The 15,581-nt window shown below is 73.3% G+C and carries 16 protein-coding genes; 6 read left to right on the forward strand and 10 right to left on the reverse strand.

Features of this window, described 5'->3' with window-relative positions; all coding sequences use genetic code 11:
• Positions 1 to 174 precede the first annotated feature (174 nt).
• On the forward strand, positions 175 to 849 hold the full coding sequence (locus ACIO5D_RS19445; protein ID WP_400652975.1) for a DUF402 domain-containing protein: 675 nt from the start codon (positions 175 to 177) through the stop codon (positions 847 to 849).
• Between the two features lie 98 nt (positions 850 to 947).
• Positions 948 to 1,394 carry a hypothetical protein gene (locus ACIO5D_RS19450; protein ID WP_400796592.1) on the forward strand — a complete coding sequence of 149 codons (447 nt, stop codon included), beginning with the start codon at positions 948 to 950 and terminating at the stop codon, positions 1,392 to 1,394.
• Here the strand turns inward: ACIO5D_RS19450 and ACIO5D_RS19455 are convergent.
• The 7 genes from ACIO5D_RS19455 to ACIO5D_RS19485 all read right to left on the reverse strand — a co-directional run bounded on the left by ACIO5D_RS19455 (position 1,360) and on the right by ACIO5D_RS19485 (position 7,957).
• Positions 1,360 to 2,412 (reverse strand): bile acid:sodium symporter family protein, encoded by a 1,053-nt coding sequence (locus ACIO5D_RS19455; RefSeq protein WP_400796673.1) that lies wholly within the window; start codon positions 2,410 to 2,412, stop codon positions 1,360 to 1,362. The genes ACIO5D_RS19450 and ACIO5D_RS19455 overlap by 35 nt on opposite strands.
• A 161-nt stretch (positions 2,413 to 2,573) precedes the next feature.
• Positions 2,574 to 2,852, reverse strand: coding sequence for a hypothetical protein (locus ACIO5D_RS19460; protein ID WP_363612313.1), 279 nt, complete (start codon positions 2,850 to 2,852; stop codon positions 2,574 to 2,576).
• A 92-nt stretch (positions 2,853 to 2,944) separates the two neighbouring features.
• Positions 2,945 to 3,823 (reverse strand): isocitrate lyase/PEP mutase family protein, encoded by an 879-nt coding sequence (locus ACIO5D_RS19465; protein WP_363612311.1) that lies wholly within the window; start codon positions 3,821 to 3,823, stop codon positions 2,945 to 2,947.
• 385 nt (positions 3,824 to 4,208) lie between these two features.
• Positions 4,209 to 4,832 carry a hypothetical protein gene (locus tag ACIO5D_RS19470; RefSeq protein WP_400796594.1) on the reverse strand — a complete coding sequence of 208 codons (624 nt, stop codon included), beginning with the start codon at positions 4,830 to 4,832 and terminating at the stop codon, positions 4,209 to 4,211.
• A 114-nt stretch (positions 4,833 to 4,946) separates the two neighbouring features.
• A complete protein-coding gene (locus ACIO5D_RS19475; RefSeq protein ID WP_363612307.1) occupies positions 4,947 to 5,822 on the reverse strand; it encodes a class I SAM-dependent methyltransferase in 876 nt (291 codons plus the stop codon).
• A 156-nt stretch (positions 5,823 to 5,978) separates the two neighbouring features.
• Positions 5,979 to 7,370 (reverse strand): MFS transporter, encoded by a 1,392-nt coding sequence (locus ACIO5D_RS19480; RefSeq protein ID WP_400796597.1) that lies wholly within the window; start codon positions 7,368 to 7,370, stop codon positions 5,979 to 5,981.
• A complete protein-coding gene (locus tag ACIO5D_RS19485; RefSeq protein ID WP_400652982.1) occupies positions 7,367 to 7,957 on the reverse strand; it encodes a TetR/AcrR family transcriptional regulator in 591 nt (196 codons plus the stop codon). The genes ACIO5D_RS19480 and ACIO5D_RS19485 overlap by 4 nt, the downstream gene beginning before the upstream one ends.
• Positions 7,958 to 8,049: 92 nt before the next feature.
• On the opposite strand from ACIO5D_RS19485, the gene ACIO5D_RS19490 reads away from it, so the two are divergent.
• The gene (locus ACIO5D_RS19490; RefSeq protein ID WP_400796600.1) at positions 8,050 to 8,217 is read left to right on the forward strand and encodes a hypothetical protein; all 168 of its coding nucleotides are present in this window, start codon (positions 8,050 to 8,052) and stop codon (positions 8,215 to 8,217) included.
• Between the two features lie 68 nt (positions 8,218 to 8,285).
• Here the strand turns inward: ACIO5D_RS19490 and ACIO5D_RS19495 are convergent, their stop codons facing one another.
• From ACIO5D_RS19495 to ACIO5D_RS19505, 3 genes are all read right to left on the reverse strand, one after another.
• Positions 8,286 to 9,548, reverse strand: coding sequence for a cation:proton antiporter (locus ACIO5D_RS19495; protein WP_363612297.1), 1,263 nt, complete (start codon positions 9,546 to 9,548; stop codon positions 8,286 to 8,288).
• A 4-nt stretch (positions 9,549 to 9,552) separates the two neighbouring features.
• A complete protein-coding gene (locus ACIO5D_RS19500; RefSeq protein ID WP_363612295.1) occupies positions 9,553 to 10,038 on the reverse strand; it encodes a TrkA C-terminal domain-containing protein in 486 nt (161 codons plus the stop codon).
• Between the two features lie 364 nt (positions 10,039 to 10,402).
• Entirely contained in the window at positions 10,403 to 10,579 is a 177-nt protein-coding gene (locus tag ACIO5D_RS19505) for an antitoxin (RefSeq protein ID WP_363612293.1), read from the reverse strand.
• A gap of 171 nt (positions 10,580 to 10,750) precedes the next feature.
• Between ACIO5D_RS19505 and ACIO5D_RS19510 the strand changes: the two genes are divergently transcribed.
• The 3 genes from ACIO5D_RS19510 (at position 10,751) to thrS (ending at position 15,408) form a co-directional block, all read left to right on the forward strand.
• Positions 10,751 to 12,313 (forward strand): M28 family metallopeptidase, encoded by a 1,563-nt coding sequence (locus tag ACIO5D_RS19510; RefSeq protein WP_400653055.1) that lies wholly within the window; start codon positions 10,751 to 10,753, stop codon positions 12,311 to 12,313.
• 151 nt (positions 12,314 to 12,464) lie between these two features.
• Positions 12,465 to 13,874 (forward strand): dihydrolipoyl dehydrogenase, encoded by a 1,410-nt coding sequence (gene lpdA / locus ACIO5D_RS19515; protein WP_363612291.1) that lies wholly within the window; start codon positions 12,465 to 12,467, stop codon positions 13,872 to 13,874.
• Between the two features lie 277 nt (positions 13,875 to 14,151).
• On the forward strand, positions 14,152 to 15,408 hold the full coding sequence (thrS, locus tag ACIO5D_RS19520; RefSeq protein WP_400652988.1) for a threonine--tRNA ligase: 1,257 nt from the start codon (positions 14,152 to 14,154) through the stop codon (positions 15,406 to 15,408).
• Positions 15,409 to 15,581 lie beyond the last annotated feature (173 nt).

Here is a 15,581-nt window from a genome sequence, read left to right on the forward strand (position 1 = left end):
CGCGGACGGGCAGCGGCGGGCAACGGACGCACCCGGACGACCGCGCGTCACACCCCGACCCGGGGACATACCACCGCCGAGGGAGACGTCAACCCCACCGCCGAGCGGCCCCCCGATCGACTGATGCGCCGCGGGGCCGGCCCCGCGGCGCCCAGGCGCTGCCAGACTGCCGACATGACGGCCAACTCCGAGAAACCCTTCGAGCCGGGTGCCACCGCCGTCCGGCGGGACATCATGCACGGCAAGGTGTGGACGGCGATGCCGCTGCGCACCCTCGCCGACACCGGCGACACCCTCGCCCTCGCCGCCTGGCCGGGCATCGAGAGCCTCGCGCCGACCACCTGGATCACCTCGCTGCGCACCGGTGACGAGGCGGTGCGCAAACAGGGGATCGCCGATCTCGCCGCCGGCCGCTGGGAACTCGGTCGCTGGGTCTGGCGCGACACCACCGTGCTCAGCTGCTACACAGCCGGCGAGTACTTCAGCGTGCACCGCTTCCTCGACGAGCAGGGCCGGCCGCTCCGCTGGTACGTCAACTTCGAACTGCCCCACCGGCGGACCGCCATCGGCATCGACACCTTCGATCTCTTTCTGGACCTGGTGGCCGCCCCCGACCTCTCCACGCACGCCTGGAAGGACGAGGACGAGTATGCGCAGGCGAGGCGGCTCGGGCTGATCGACGACGCGCACCACCGACTGGTGGACCAGGCCCGCGACCGCGCCCTCGGCCTGCTGCGGCGGCGGCAGGGCCCGTTCGCGCCTGCCGGTTCCACCTGGACGCCACCGCCCCTCTTCCCGCTGCCCACCCTGCCCGACACCGCGCTCTCGGCGCCGCCCGCCCGGCCCTGACCCGCCCCCTGGTGCCCGCCCCTGGTGAGGGGACCGACCAGTTCTCCGCCCTCCGGGGTGGGCGCCGGCGGGCGGAGTTGCTACGGTGGCCCGCCGGTATGGATGATCTCGAAGCTCTCGACCACCTGCACGACGGCGGGGACTACCGCCGCCTCGCCGAACGCACGGCCAACCCCGTGGTGCTGCGCGAACTCGCCCGTTGTGGGTACCCGTTCGTCTGGCACGCGATCGCGGCGAACCCGGCCACCCCGGGAGATGTCCTCGCCGGACTGGCCGATCGCCGGCACACCCCGTGGAACGACAACCGGCTGCTTCTGCTGCTCGCCGAACACCCCGCGACCGTGGGCGAGGCCCTGGACCGCGTGTACGACGCCGTCACCCGGCAACTCGCTGCCGGTCACCGTCCCTTCGCGGCGGTACTGGCCCTGGCCCGGCGCCCCGACCTGCCGGGGGACCGGGCCAGGGGGCTGGGGTCGCTGCCCGGGGCCTCGGCTCGTCTTCGCCGCGGAATCACCCGGGAGCTTGCCACACGCCCGGGTGGCTGACCCGGGCCCGCTGGTCGGCGGGCGTCGCCGGTGGCCCGGGCGCGGCCGGGTCGGCTTCGGGCGGCAACCCGGGAACGGCCCTGTCCGGCCCCGCCTCGTCGGGAGCCCTGGACCAGCGGCCTGCGAGCAGAGTGCCGGCCACCAGCTGAAGCTGGTGGTATGCCATCAGCGGCAGCACCAGCAGGCCGGCCTGCGGTCCGAACAGCACGGTGGCCATCGGCAGACCGTTCGCCAGGCTCTTCTGGGAGCCGCAGAGGACGGCCGCGATTCCGGACGCCCGGTCGAGCCCCAGCAGACGTGAACCGAGGTGGGCGAAGGCCAGGGCGGCGGCGAGGAGCGCGAGCAGCACGGCCAGCAGCCCGAGCAGGGCGGCGGGCGTGGCAAGGCTCCAGATGCCCTGGGCCATCGCCGCGCTGAACGCGGTGTAGACGACGAGCAGGATCGAGCCCCGGTCCACCGGAGTGAGCAGCCGTTTGTGCCGGGTGAGGGATCTGCCGATCCGCGGGCGCAGCAACTGCCCGGCCAGGAAAGGTGCCAGCAACTGCCCGCCGATCCGCAGCAGGCCGTCCGCGGACAGCGCGGTGTGCGAGCCCAGCAGCCAGGCGGCCAGCAGCGGGGTGAGGACCAGGCCGGCCAGACTGGAGTAGGTGCCCGCACAGATGGCCGCCGGGACATTGCCCCGGGCGGCGCCGGTGAGCGCCACCGAGGACTGCACCGTGGAGGGCACCAGACAGAGGAAGAGCACACCGGTCTGCAACTGCGCGGTCAGCGGAAACGGTGTCAGCACGGCGGTGGCGAGCCCGAGCAGGGGGAAGAGGACGAAGGTGCAGGCGAGCACCAGCCCGTGCAGCCTCAGATGGCGGAGCCCGTTCAAGGTCTCCCGGGCGGAGAGCCGGGCGCCGTAGAGGAAGAAGAGCAGCCCGATCGCGAGGTCGCAGGAGAGCTCGGCCGCCCGGGCGGCCGAACCGGTGGCGGGCAGCAGCGCCGCGAGGGCGACGGTGCCCGCGAGCGCCGCCATGTAGGGGTCGAGGCCGCGCAACCGGAGCCGTGGACCGGGCCGATCCCGGTCATCCCGGTCATCCGGGCCAGACGGCGCGGCCGCCCCGGGCGGGCCCGAGGGATCGGGTTCGGAGCAACCGGGGCCGGGTGGCGGCGGGCCGTGCCTCGGAAGCCCACCGCTCATCCGCCGCTCCCTGTCGTCGAGCCGGCCGTCCCGGAGCCCAGCAGGCCGCCCACCAGGGCGTTGGCGCCGTCGTGGTCGCTCCCCGCCGTCCCGCTGCCGGTCTGGAGGTTGGCCGTCCGGTCGACCTCCAGCACCGAGTCGGCGTGCGAGTTGTCGAGCACCGTGATCAGGCTGCCCTCCGCCGACGCGGGCACCGCACCGCAGACGAGTACCGCACAGACCCCGGCCAGCCCGGCGGCCGCCGCCCGCCACCGGGCCACCGCCCACCTCGCCACCGGCTCCGCCCCTGCTCCCGGCTCGGGCCCCGGCCCCAGCCCTGCCTTCGGCGGATCCGGATGGTTCGGCGCGGGCCCGGGCAGCGAGGCCGTCACGCCGTCACCGTCTCGCGCGGGCGGGCGATGTTCCGCTCCAGCAGTTCGGTGGACTCGCGCACCCCCACCTGGCGGCTCTCCCCGGCGGCGGCCGGCAGCCGGCCGTCGGCCACCTTCAGGCCGGCCAGCGCCTCGTCCATGGCGCGGTGCGCCGCGAAGAGGCACGGCGTGCTGTAGATCGCGACATCCACCCCGAGGTCGCTCAGCTCGGACAGCGAGAGCCGGGGCGACTTCCCGCCGGCGATCTGGTTGAACAGCAGCGGTTTGCCGTTGACGACCTGACGGATCCGCCGGATCCACTCCTCGCTGCGTACCCCGTCGACCAGGACGACGTCCGCGTCGGTGGCCGCCAGGGCCTCGGCGCGCTCCAGGATGTCGCCCTCCTCGGTGGCGTCCGTCCGGGCCACCACGACGAGGTCGCTGCGGTTGGCGAGGACGAGGTCCAGTTTCTCCAGGTACTCGCCGAGCGGGAGCACCTGCTTGCCGTCCGCATGGCCGCAGCGGCGTGGCCGTTTCTGGTCCTCCAGGATGACGCCCGAGGCGCCGATGCGTTCGAGTCGGCGCACCACGTGGCAGGCGACCTCGGGATCGACGTAGCCGTCGTCGATGTCGACCAGCAGATGGTGCCGGGGGAAGGCGCCGCGCAGCCGCTCGACGAAGGCCACCATGTCGGGCCAGGCGATGAAGCCGATGTCCGGCAGGCCGTAGTAGGACGCCGCGAAGCCGAAGCCCGAGACGAACATGCCGTTGTAGTGCTCGGCCGCGATGGACGCCGAGTACATGTCGTAGACGCCGATGAGAGGGGTCGCCCCGGGCCTCGCGATCTCCTCGCGGAGCCGCTGTCCATAGCCCGAAGCCGTGTTTTCGTGCAGCAACGCCTTCTCCTCGCTTGTCAGGGAGGCGTCGTGCGGAGGGCCACCGCATCGGCTGCCGACGGGGCCGCCACCCCGCGCGACGCCACGGGACTTTGCCTGGACTTGGCCATATCTAGGACCAACTGAGGCGTAATCACTATGTGGCCTTTAATGTTCCGTGGGCAAATCTTTAAGCGAAGTTCCCTCGTAAGGGTGAATCCAGTCGGATCAATAGGAATGAAATATCAATAGCTGTGGCGCGCGGAGAGCGGTGAGATCCCGGTGGCTTCGGAGATCGGCGCGCAGCCGTGGCGGGGGCATCGGTGCCCGGGCGAGGGCGCGGTCGCAGGCCCGGGGGAGAGCGGACCGCGGTGGTCGGGAAGCGTCCGGGCGGCGGGCCCCGAGGTCACCGCAGCAGGGTGAACACCAGCGCGCAGACGCCGCCGAGTGCCGTTCCGGCCGCGACCTGGGCCGGGGTGTGGGCCCTCAGCGCCAGCCGCGACCAGCCCACCGCCGCCGGGACGGCCGCCGCGAACGGCAGCAGCGCCGGGCCGAACACCAGCACCAGGATCATCGCGGCGCCCCCGGCCACCGTGTTGTGCAGCGAGACCTGCCACCAGACCGTCACCGCCAGCGCCGACAGCAGGCCGCCGAGCATGGCGACGACCAGCGCGCAGACCTCCGCCGGGGCGTGCAGCGCGTACAGCAGTGCCACCCCCGCCAGCACCGACAGCAGGCTCGCCGCCAGCGGCACGACGCGCTGGCGGCGGATCCGGACGTGTTTGTCGGTCAGCGTGCCGCGCCGGACCCCCAGCGCGATGATCCCGATGGGTACCACCCCGCAGAACGAAGCCGCCAGCAGCCCCCACCCGGCGCCCGACCAGTCGTCGGCGCTGTGGGTGCCGACGAGCAGGAGCAGAGCTATGACGAGATGGGCCGGCGCCAGGACGTCGGTGACGATCCGCGCGCCCTTCTCGCGGGGCGAGGCGACCGCGAAAAGCGGCGGCTCCGGCGGGACGAACGTGCTCATCGGGGCAGCCCGGAGGCTATGGGCGAGACGGTGGCGCGGCGCATGGCGACAGCGTACTGACCCCGGCCGGGAGCCGGATCCGGGGCCGGACCGCCCGGCCCGTCCGGGCCGTGTTCAGCCGGTCCGGACCGCCTCGGCCGCGCGGCGGCTGCGCAGCGCCTGGAGCACCCGCCGGGTCGCCCTGGTGGCGACCGGCGGCAGCAGGTCCAGCGCCAGCCGGCGCGAGGCCGACCGGGGCTGCGTCCCGGCCGGCCGCACCGGGCGCTTCAGCCGCAGGACCCGGGCGTCGGCGATGCTGTCCTCGTCCAGGGAGTAGCCCTCAGACCGCCAGTCCCGGCTGAGCAGGACCCGCTGTGCGGCCTCCGCGTCCCCCCAGGTCCCGTAGAACTTCATCGGGGTGAGCAGCACCGGGCGCAGCCCGCCGGTGAACACGGCCTGCCAGACCGCGGCCGAGACGCCCGGGGTGTGCTCGGAACGGTAGTCGTCGAGCACCACCAGGCCGTCCTCGGCCAGCGCGGCCCGGGCCACCCCGATGTCCCCGGCCACGTGCTCGTACAGGTGCGAGGCGTCGACGTGGACGAAGCGACAACTGCCCGCCGGGATCCGCCCGTCGGCCAGCGCAGAGGTGGGCGCCTGCACGATCACCGGCAACCGGGCGTGGAACGCCAGGTAGTTGGCCTCGAAGGCGCTCCTGGTCAGGGTCTTGCGGTAGGACATCGTCATCTCGGCGGCGTTGTCGGCGTCGCCGGCCTCGGAGTCGAACAGGTCGCATACGGTCAGCTGCTCGCCGGGCTTGAGGTGGTCGCCGAGGAGTACGGCGCTGCGGCCGAGATAGGTGCCGAGTTCGAGGATGTCGCCGGTGCGGCCGGCCTCGTTCTGGGCGGAGAGGAAGTGGCCGAAGGCCTCCTGGTCGACGTTGAAGAACCAGCCCGGGATGCCGTCCCGCGTCAGGCGCGGCGGGTGGACGGTACTGGTGGCGGCAGCGGGCATGAGGGCCTCCAGAGGGTGCGGGCGTGGCCCGGCGGACGGTTCACGCCCTGGCGACACCATGGTGTGAGGCGGATCATCATAGCGACGGTTCCGCCCGGTTGCGCCAGGTCCGGAAGGCCGCAATTCCGGTCACCCCTCGCACCGTTCCGGGGGCTCTCAGGCGCGGCCCCGGACGGCCTCGGGCCGGGCCGGAACGCCGGCCCCCGACGGGCCGGGGAGGGCGGCGGCGAGCACGGTGCCCAGGGCCGCGACGACGGCCAGGGCGAGGACGGCCGGGCCGAGCGCGGTGGTGAGCGGCGCGTGGCCGGCCAGCGTGGTCGCGGCGGCGACCCCGACGGCGGGGCCGATGTTCAGGGCGGTCTGCTGGAGGCCGCCGGCGACTCCGGCATGGGTCGCGGCCGCCTCGCGGACGACGACGGCGGTCGCGGTGACCATCACCGTCCCGAAGCCGGCGCCCAGCAGCAGGAAGCAGCCGCCGATCGCGACGGCGCCGGAGGACTCGTCCAGCCCGGACGTCAGCAGCGCGCCCAGGGAGATCAGCGCCATCCCCGGGACTGCGGCGCGCCGCACTCCCTGACGCTTCATCAGAACCGTGGAGGCGGGGGCGGCGAGCACCATGGCCACGGCGAGCGGCAGCGCCCGGAGGGCGCTCGCCAGCGGGTCGAGGGCGAGCACGTCCTGCAGGAAGTAGGTCCCCAGAAAGAGCGTGCCGAAGATCGCCGACGAGGCCGTCAGCAGGACGCCGAGGGCGGCGGTGACCGTCACCGACCCGAGCACGGCCGGCGGCAGCAACGGGTGGGCGGCGCGCCGTTCGTGCCGGGCGAGGGCGAGACCGAGCGCCACGGTGACGAGCAGCCCGAGCCCGGTGGCGGTGGTCCAGCCCCGCTCCGGTATCCCGACCAGCGTGTGGACCAGGCAGACGAGTGTGACCGCGAGCAGTCCGGCGCCCGGCAGGTCGAGCCCGGCGGCGCGGCCGTCCGAGGGCGGCCGCGGCAGCCGTACGGCGAGCGCCGACAGGCCGACCGCGAGGGCCGGACCGACGGTCAGGAAGAAGACGGCGCGCCAGCCCAGTTGGGCGGTCAGCGCGCCGCCGACCAGCGGACCGGCCGCGGCCGCCAGGCCGATCGCACTGGTCCGCAGTGCGATCGGCATCGCGAGCCGGTCGGCCGGGTAGGCCGCGCGGAGCATGCCGAGGGTGGCCGGTTGCAGCAGCGCGCCGGCCGCGCCCTGGGCGACGCGCAGGCCGACGACCCAGCCGATGCCGGGCGCGAGGCCGATCCCGGCCGATGTGGCGGCGAAGCCCAACGCGCCGATGGCGAAAACGTGTTGATGGCCGTAGCGGTCTCCGAGCCGGCCGGCGAAGACCAGCAGGCTCGCCACCGCGATCAGGTAGGCGGTGCTGGTCCACTGCACCGCTCCGAGGGAGGCGTGCAGGTCGCGCTGCATGCTGGGCTGGGCGACGGTGAGTACCGTCCCGTCCAGGGCGACGATCACGGCGCCGGTGATGCTGCCGGTGAGGACGAGGCCCCGGCGGCCGACCCGGTTCACCGGGGCTCCGGGCCGAGGTGGGCGTCCAGGGCGGCCCGCAGCAGCGGCTCGATGTCGTCGGCGCCGGTGGCCAGCCGCAGACTGCCCCAGGTGCGGAGCTGGGCGAGGCCGTGCAGGTTCGCCCAGAGCGCGGTGGCGACGGCCGCCGGCGCCCCGCCGGACGGTGGCCGGACCTCGGCGACCAGGCGGGTGAAGGTCTCGAAGAGCGGCAGGGTGGTCCGCCGCAGGTCCGCACCGCTGCCTTCCAGGAGGTCGTGGCGGAACATCAGCTCGAACATGCCGGGGTCGGCGGCCGCGAAGCCGAGATAGGCGCGGCAGAGCGCGGCGAGCCGGGTGCGCGGGCCGGCCCCGGGGCCCGCCTGGGCGTCGGCGGTGGCCAGGGCGGCGGCCAGTTCACCGAAGCCGTGTCCGGCGATGGCGGCGAGGAGTTCGCGGTGGGTGGGGAAGTGGCGGCGGGGGGCGCCGTGCGAGACCCCGGCCCGGCGGGCGATCTCGCGCAGGGTGAGCGCGTGGACGCCCTCGCCGGCCAGTAGCTCGACCCCGGCCGTCACCAGACGTGCGCGAAGACCCCTGTCCTGATCGTTCATGGACACTGTCTACCAGCGCGCCGTAGACAGTGTCTATCCGCGGGTGCGCACCGGTCGGTGCCGGGGGAGCCGGACGGGGGATTATCGGCGGTATGGACGAAGGCGGCGAGCCGGCCTGCTGGCCGGACCGGGTGTGCGAGGAGTGCGGGCGGCTGCGCGAGCGGTCCGGGCCCGGCCGGTGCGAGCACTGCGGCGCGGAGCCCCCGACGGGCCGGAAGGATCACAAGAACCCGGACGAGCAGGACGGCCGGAAGAGCTGAGGGCGTCTCCTGCGGATCCTGCCGGGTGTGCGACGGGATCCGCAGGAGACGCCCTGGCCTGCTGGGGGTCAGCGCGGCAGGCTGTTGACCTGTTCCTCGTGGGCGAGCTCCGGCTGCTCGGGGATCAGCCCCGGCGGCACGTCCGCGACGGTGGCCGGCGCCGGGCGGCCGCGCCGGCGCAGCGCGCCCAGCCGCTCCACGGCGGGCTGGGTGTACCGGGCCGCGAGCGGGCCGGTGACCACCAGGATCAGGACGTACGCGGTGGCGAACGGCCCGAGTTCGGGTTCGATGCCCGCGGTCACGGCCAGCCCGGCGATGACGATCGAGAACTCGCCGCGGGAGACCAGCGCCCCGCCGGCCCGCCAGCGGCCGCGTTCGGCGATTCCGGCGCGGCGGGCGGCCCAGTATCCGGTGGCGACCTTGGTGAGCGCGGTGACCACGGCCAGCAGCAGGGCCGGCAGCAGCACGGGCGGGATGCTGGCGGGGTTGGTGCTGAGCCCGAAGAAGACGAAGAAGACCGCGGCGAAGAGGTCCCGCAGCGGGCTGAGCAGGGTGTGCGCACCCTCGGCGGCCTCGCCGGAGAGGGCGATGCCGACCAGGAAGGCCCCGACCGCGGCCGAGACCTGGAGCTGTTGCGCGATGCCCGCGACCAGCAGGGTGAGCCCGAGGACGACCAGCAGCAGCTTCTCCGGGTCGTCGTGGGAGACGAACTTCGAGATCAGCCGCCCGTAGCGGAGCGCGATGAACAGCACCGCGCCGGCCGTGGCGAGGGCGATGGCCAGGGTGATCGAGCCCGCGAGCAGCCCGGCCCCGGCCAGCAGGGCGGTGAGGATGGGCAGGTAGACGGCCATCGCCAGGTCCTCCAGCACCAGGATGCTGAGGATCACCGGTGTCTCCCGGTTGCCGAGCCGTCCGAGGTCGCCGAGTACCTTGGCGATCACCCCGGACGAGGAGATCCAGGTGACCCCCGCCAGCACCACGGCCGCGACCGGCCCCCAGCCGAGCAGCAGGGCCGCCGCCGCGCCGGGCAGCGCGTTGAGGACGAAGTCCACGGCGCCTGCCGGGTACTGGGCCTTGAGGTTGGTCACCAGATCGGCGGCCGTGTACTCCAGGCCCAGCATCAGCAACAGCAGGACGACGCCGATCTCCGCGCCGGTGGCGACGAACTCCTCACTGGCGCTGAGCGGCAGCAGTCCGCCCTGTCCGAAGGCCAGTCCGCCGAGCAGGTAGAGCGGGATGGGGGAGAAGCCGTAGCGGCCGGCTATTCGGCCGAGCAGGCCGAGGACCAGGATGACCGAACCGAGTTCGATGAAAACGCTCGCGGTGTGCATCCGATCACTCCCTGCCCAGAATCGCGGCGGCGGCGTCCACGCCCTCGCGGGTACCGATGACGATCAGGATGTCCCCGCCGGCCAGCCGGAAGTCCGGCGCGGGGGAGGGGACGGCATCGGTGCGGCGCAGCACCGCGACGATGGAGGCGCCGGTGGCGGTCCGCATCTGGGTCTCGCCGAGCAGCCGGCCGTTCCAGTGCGAGGTGCCGCTGACCGGGATGCGCTCGGCCACCAGGCCGAGGTCGGTGGTGTGCAGCAGGCCCGGGCTGTGGTGGGCCGGGGTCAGGGCGTCCACCAGGGCGGCGGACTCATCGGCGGTCAGCCGGAACGCCTGGGAGCAGGCGTCGGGGTCGTCGGACCGGTAGACGTTGAGGCTCCGTGAGCCGTCCCGGTGCGCGATGACCGACAGGTGCCGCTGTTCTCGGGTCGTCAGGTCGTACTGGACGCCGACACCGGGCAGGGTGGTGGTCCGGACACGGGGGATCGACACGGCGGCTGTCCTCTCGTCAGGGCTTCCAACGGCGTGCGCGACTGCGCCGGAACAGGGGCCGGCCTGGCGGGCGGTGCGGGGGTGACCTGCGCCGCTCCACGTGCGGCACGCGGAAGCGCTACCGCCAATAGTAATGAGTATGTAAAGTCCGCCGGTGGCCGGGGACGTCGACGGCGTGGCGAGCACCCCGGAGAAGGGGCTCGGCGGCCCGGGGATCGGCCGGGATGCGGAGCCCCGGAAGCGCGGGTCCCGAGACATGCGGCACCCCGGTCCGGATCGGGCGTCGGACCGGGGTGCGGGGTCCACGGGGCGGTCGGACCGCTCCGGCGGGCTGTCGGGCCCGCGAATGGCGCGAGGCCGAGGGCTACTGGGGCGGCTGGTCGCGGAACTGGTCCTTGAGCTTCTCCTGGGCGGTGTCCACCTGCCCGCTGTACTTGCCCTGGGTACGCTCGTCGATCATGTCGCCGCCCTTGTCTACGCCCTTCTCGGCCTGGCTTTCGTGGCCCTTCAGCATCTGCTTGATCTTCTCGATCATGGACATGCGGTCACACTCCTGGATGAGACGCCCCCTCCCTTCCAGGATCACCGCGCGGCCGGGTGTCCGCATCCGGTCAGCTTGCGCGGCGGGGTTGGCAAGCCGACGCCGGGCATGTCAAATCGGGAGTCCCACGGACTGTCGGAAGGACTCGCCTTGAACGCTTGGACCCGTCGCCTGACCGCCCCGCCCCGCTCCTCGGCCGCCCCGGCCCGCCGTGCCGCGGGCGCCGCGCTCGCGGTGGCGGCCCTGGTGACCCCGCTGCTGCTGGTCGGTGCCGGGAGCGCCGCCGCCGACCCCGACCCGGCGCGGAAGGGGGCGAAGCTGGCGGCGCGGCTGGTCGCGGAGAGCAGTGCCCGTGATGCCTACGACACCCTGAAGGTCCTCCAGCGAATCGCCGACCGCAACGGCGGCACCCGGGTGGCGGGCGCGCGGGGGCACGACGAGTCGGCCCGCTACGTCTACGAGCAGGCCCGCCGGGCCGGGCTGAAGGTGTCGAAGCAGGAGTTCGAGTACACGTTCTTCGAGGCGCTCACGGAGCGGCTGACGGTCCTGTCGCCGCAGAACGAGTCCGTGCCCGTGAAGGCGATGACGTACTCGGCCGGCGGCCCGGCGGCCGGCCTCACCGCCGAGCTGGCGGTCGTCCCGGTGGACGACACCACCGGCTGCGAGGCGGGCGACTACGCCGTCGGCGCGTTCACCGGGAAGATCGCGCTGATCAAGCGCGGCGGCTGCAGCTTCGCGATCAAGCAGGCCGCCGCGGCGGCGGCCGGCGCGGTCGGGGCGATCATCTACAACAACACCGAGGGCGACCTCAACGGGACCCTCACCGACCCGACGGCGGGCCGGGTCCCGACCGGCGGGATCACCCAGGCGGCCGGCCAGGCGCTGGCCGCCGAGGCCGCCGCCGGTCCGGTCACGGTCGGCCTGGACATCCGCACCTTCATGGAGAAGCGCACGACCTGGAACGTGATCGCCGAGACCCGCGGCGGGGACGCGAACAACACCGTCTTCATCGGCTCCCACCTCGACTCGGTGGCCGCCGGACCGGGTATCAACGACAACGGCTCCGGCTCGGCGGGCATCCTGGAGGTCGCCAGGAACCTCGGCACCCGGCCGGTGAAGAACAAGGTCAAGTTCGCCTGGTGGTCCGCCGAGGAGTTCGGCCTCAAGGGCTCCGAGGCCTATGTGACGTCCCTGTCCGAGGCCGAGCAGAAGAAGATCAAGCTCTATCTGAACTTCGACATGATCGCCTCGCCCAACTTCGCCCAGTTCGTCTACGACGGCGACGACTCCGACCACGTCGGCTCCGGGCCCGGCCCCGACGGCTCGGCACAGCTGGAGCGGCACATCACCGACTACCTGGACCGCCGGGGCAAGGCCCACGAGGGCACCGACTTCACCGGCCGCTCCGACTACGGACCGTTCATCGACGCGGGCATCCCGGCCGGCGGCACCGACACCGGCGCCGAGGTGATCAAGTCCGCGGCGCAGGCGGCCCGGTACGGCGGCACCGCCGGAGTGGCGTTCGACAAGTGCTACCACAAGGCCTGCGACAACCTGGGCAACCTGGACCTGGGCGCCTTCGACGTGAACATCGACGTGATCGCCGACTCCGTCGGCACCTACGCCTGGGACCTCTCCTCGCTGCACGCGCCGGTGACGCCGCAGCACACCGACGGCCAGGCCGGCAGCGGCGGCGGCCTGCGCGAGGGCCACACCCACGAGGTGGACGCCTGACGCGCGGCCTCCGCCGGCGGGCCCGCCGCTCCCGGTGCGGCCCGCCGGCGGAGGCGGGCGTCCGGAGGGCCCCGATGGGTGCGCCGGCCGGGCTCCTGACACGATGGCATCCGGATCACGTCACCGTGGCACCTCCGGAGGAGTCAGCACCATGAGCAGCACGCACTACGACGTCGTCGTCCTCGGCGCGGGCCCCGGCGGCTACACCGCCGCCGTCCGGGCCTCCCAGCTGGGCCTGCGCACCGCCGTCATCGAGGCGAAGTACTGGGGCGGGGTCTGTCTGAACGTCGGCTGCATCCCCTCCAAGGCGCTGCTGCGCAACGCCGAGCTGGCGCACATCGTCACCAAGGAGGCCAAGACCTTCGGCATCAAGGTCGAGGGCCAGGTCAGCTTCGACTACGGCGAGGCGTTCCGCCGCAGCCGCTCGGTCGCCGACGGCCGGGTCAAGGGCGTCCACTACCTGATGAAGAAGAACGGCATCACCGAGTACGACGGCCGGGGCACCTTCGTCGACGACCGCACCCTCCAGGTCGCGCTCAGCGGCGGCGGCTTCGAGGTCGTCACCTTCGACCACTGCGTCATCGCGGCCGGCGCCACCACCCGGCTGCTCCCCGGCACCAGCCTCAGCGACCGCGTGGTCACCTACGAGGAGCAGATCCTCGCCGAGGAGCTTCCGGGCAGCATCATCATCGCGGGCGCCGGCGCGATCGGCGTCGAGTTCGCCTACGTGCTGCACAACTACGGGGTGAAGGTCACCATCGTCGAGTTCCTCGACCGGATGGTGCCGCTGGAGGACGTCGAGGTCTCCGCCGAACTCGCCAAGCAGTACCGCAAGCTCGGCATCGAGGTGCTCACCTCCACCCGGGTGGAGTCCATCGACGACAGTGACCCGGCCGCCAGGGTGAAGGTCACCGTGGTCCGCGACGGGCAGCAGCAGGTCCTGGAGGCCGACAAGGTGCTCCAGGCGATCGGCTTCGCACCCCGGGTGCACGGCTACGGCCTGGAGAACACCGGCGTCAAGCTCACCGACCGGGGCGCGATCGCCGTGGACGGGCGCGGCCGGACCAGCGTCGAGCACATCTTCGCGATCGGTGACGTCACCGCCAAGCTGATGCTCGCCCACGCGGCCGAGTCGATGGGTGTGATCGCCGCCGAGACCATCGGCGGGGCGGAGACCATGGAGCTGGACTTCGTGATGATCCCGCGCGCGACCTACTGCCAGCCGCAGATCGCCAGCTTCGGCTACACCGAGGCACAGGCCCGGGAGCTGGGACACGACGTCAAGGTCGCCAAGTTCCCGTTCGCCGCCAACGGCAAGGCGCACGGCCTCGGGCACCCGATCGGATTCGTCAAGGTCATCAGCGACGGCAGGCACGGTGAGCTGCTCGGCGCCCACCTGATCGGGCCCGAGGTCACCGAGCTGCTGCCGGAACTGACCCTGGCGCAGCAGTGGGACCTGACGGTGCACGAGGTCGCCCGCAACGTCCACGCCCACCCGACCCTCGGCGAGGCGGTCAAGGAGGCGATCCACGGGCTGGCCGGTCACATGATCAACATGTGATCCGCCGGGACGGCGAGGGCCGCCACCCGCCTCGGGTGGGCCCCGCCGGCGCGCGGCTGCGTGGTCCCCGCACAGAGCACCGTGGGGTCTTCGGTGTCCCGCCAGATTTCCTGCCTCAGGGGCCGTCGGCCTGCTACCGTGGCGACCATGAAGCGCGCTGTTGTCGTCACGACGACGCCGGAGAGAGTCCCGGCGCGCTGACTGCTGAGCTAGTCCGAAGCCCCGGGGTGAGTGCCCCGGGGCTTCGCCGTACCGGTCCACTCGCCCGCAGAACCGAGTGGAGACCACCGCCATGCACGACCATCGCAAGCTCGGCCGCGAGCTCGAACTCTTCGACACCGACCCGCTGATGGGCTCCGGCCTGCCGTACTGGCTGCCGGCCGGGGCTGCCGTCCGGCACACCCTGGAGGAGTTCATCCGTGAGCGTGAGCGGCGGGCCGGCTACCGGCACGTGTACTCGCCGGTGCTCGGCAAACGCGAGCTGTACGAGATCTCCGGCCACTGGTCGCACTACCGCGAGGACATGTTCCCTCCGATGGACCTGGGCGCCGAGCAGGTCGTGCTGCGGCCCAGCCTCTGTCCGCACCACGCCCTGATCTATCGATCCAGGGCCCGAAGCTACCGGGAACTTCCGCTCAGGATGGCCGAGTTGGGTAGCATGTACCGCTCCGAGCCGTCCGGGGTGCTCGGCGGGCTGACCCGGGTGCGGGCGATCCAGCTCAACGACGGGCACGTCTTCTGCACCCCCGAGCAGGCCGGCGACGAGGCGGTGGCCGCGCTGGAGCTCATCCGCGAGGCGCACCGCGCGCTCGGCATCCGTCCGGTCCGCTATCGCCTCTCGCTGCCCGGAGAGGGCGGCAAGTACGTGGCCGATCCGGCGCTCTGGGAGCGGGCCACCGCGCTGCTGACCGAGGTGCTGGAGCGCTCCGGGGTGCCGTTCGAGGCGGCCGAGGGGGAGGCGGCGTTCTACGGGCCCAAGATCGACATCCAGATCGCCGACGCCGCCGGGCGTGAGTCCACCCTCTCCACCGTGCAGATCGACTTCCACCAGCCGGAGCGCTTCGGCCTGCGTTACATCGGCGCCGACGGCGCCAGGCACCGGCCGGTGATGGTCCACCGCAGTGTCATCGGCAGCGTCGAACGCGTGGTCGCCCACCTCATCGAGCTGTACGGCGGCGCGTTCCCGGCCTGGCTGGCCCCCACTCAGATCGTGCTGCTGCCCGTCTCCGACGACGAGCTGCCACCGGCGGACCGGCTCCGGCAGCGCTGCCTCGACCTGGGCCTGCGGGCCGAGGTCGCCGGGCCTGAGCACGGCAGCCTGGGTGCCCGGATCCGGGCGGCCCGACTGGTGCCCTACCAGGCCGTGGTCGGGGCCAGGGAGGCGGCGGACGACCTGGTCGCCCTGCGGCTGCGCGACGGCCGCCGACTCGACCCGCTGCCCGCCGGCCAGGCCCTGGCCCGGATCGGCGCCCTGGTCGCGGCGGGCAGCTCCGACCTGTGGGACGGCGCCGACCTGTGGGACGGTGCCGTGTAGGCGGCCCTGTGAGGGGGAGCGGTGCGTCGGCCGGGGCGGCCGCCGCACCCGCCGCCCGAGGACGGCCCGGTCCGCGACGTCCCGGTGGGCGCCGAGGCCCGCGCGGTGCGGGACGACGTCCTCGCGCCGCCGGGCGCACAGGAGTGCCAGGCGCTCCAGGGTTGCCGCTCCGC

Source organism: Kitasatospora sp. NPDC087315, assembly GCF_044744345.1.
GTDB lineage: Bacteria > Actinomycetota > Actinomycetes > Streptomycetales > Streptomycetaceae > Kitasatospora.

Excerpts from the sequence above, each read along its gene's own strand:
- ACIO5D_RS19445 (WP_400652975.1), top strand. The coding sequence starts at position 175 with ATGACGGCCAACTCCGAGAAACCCTTCGAGCCGGGTGCCACCGCCGTC.
- ACIO5D_RS19450 (WP_400796592.1), top strand. The coding sequence starts at position 948 with ATGGATGATCTCGAAGCTCTCGACCACCTGCACGACGGCGGGGACTAC.
- ACIO5D_RS19455 (WP_400796673.1), bottom strand. The coding sequence starts at position 2,412 with ATGGCGGCGCTCGCGGGCACCGTCGCCCTCGCGGCGCTGCTGCCCGCC.
- ACIO5D_RS19470 (WP_400796594.1), bottom strand. The coding sequence starts at position 4,832 with ATGAGCACGTTCGTCCCGCCGGAGCCGCCGCTTTTCGCGGTCGCCTCG.
- ACIO5D_RS19475 (WP_363612307.1), bottom strand. The coding sequence starts at position 5,822 with ATGCCCGCTGCCGCCACCAGTACCGTCCACCCGCCGCGCCTGACGCGG.
- ACIO5D_RS19485 (WP_400652982.1), bottom strand. The coding sequence starts at position 7,957 with ATGAACGATCAGGACAGGGGTCTTCGCGCACGTCTGGTGACGGCCGGG.
- ACIO5D_RS19490 (WP_400796600.1), top strand. The coding sequence starts at position 8,050 with ATGGACGAAGGCGGCGAGCCGGCCTGCTGGCCGGACCGGGTGTGCGAG.
- ACIO5D_RS19495 (WP_363612297.1), bottom strand. The coding sequence starts at position 9,548 with ATGCACACCGCGAGCGTTTTCATCGAACTCGGTTCGGTCATCCTGGTC.
- ACIO5D_RS19505 (WP_363612293.1), bottom strand. The coding sequence starts at position 10,579 with ATGTCCATGATCGAGAAGATCAAGCAGATGCTGAAGGGCCACGAAAGC.
- lpdA (WP_363612291.1), top strand. The coding sequence starts at position 12,465 with ATGAGCAGCACGCACTACGACGTCGTCGTCCTCGGCGCGGGCCCCGGC.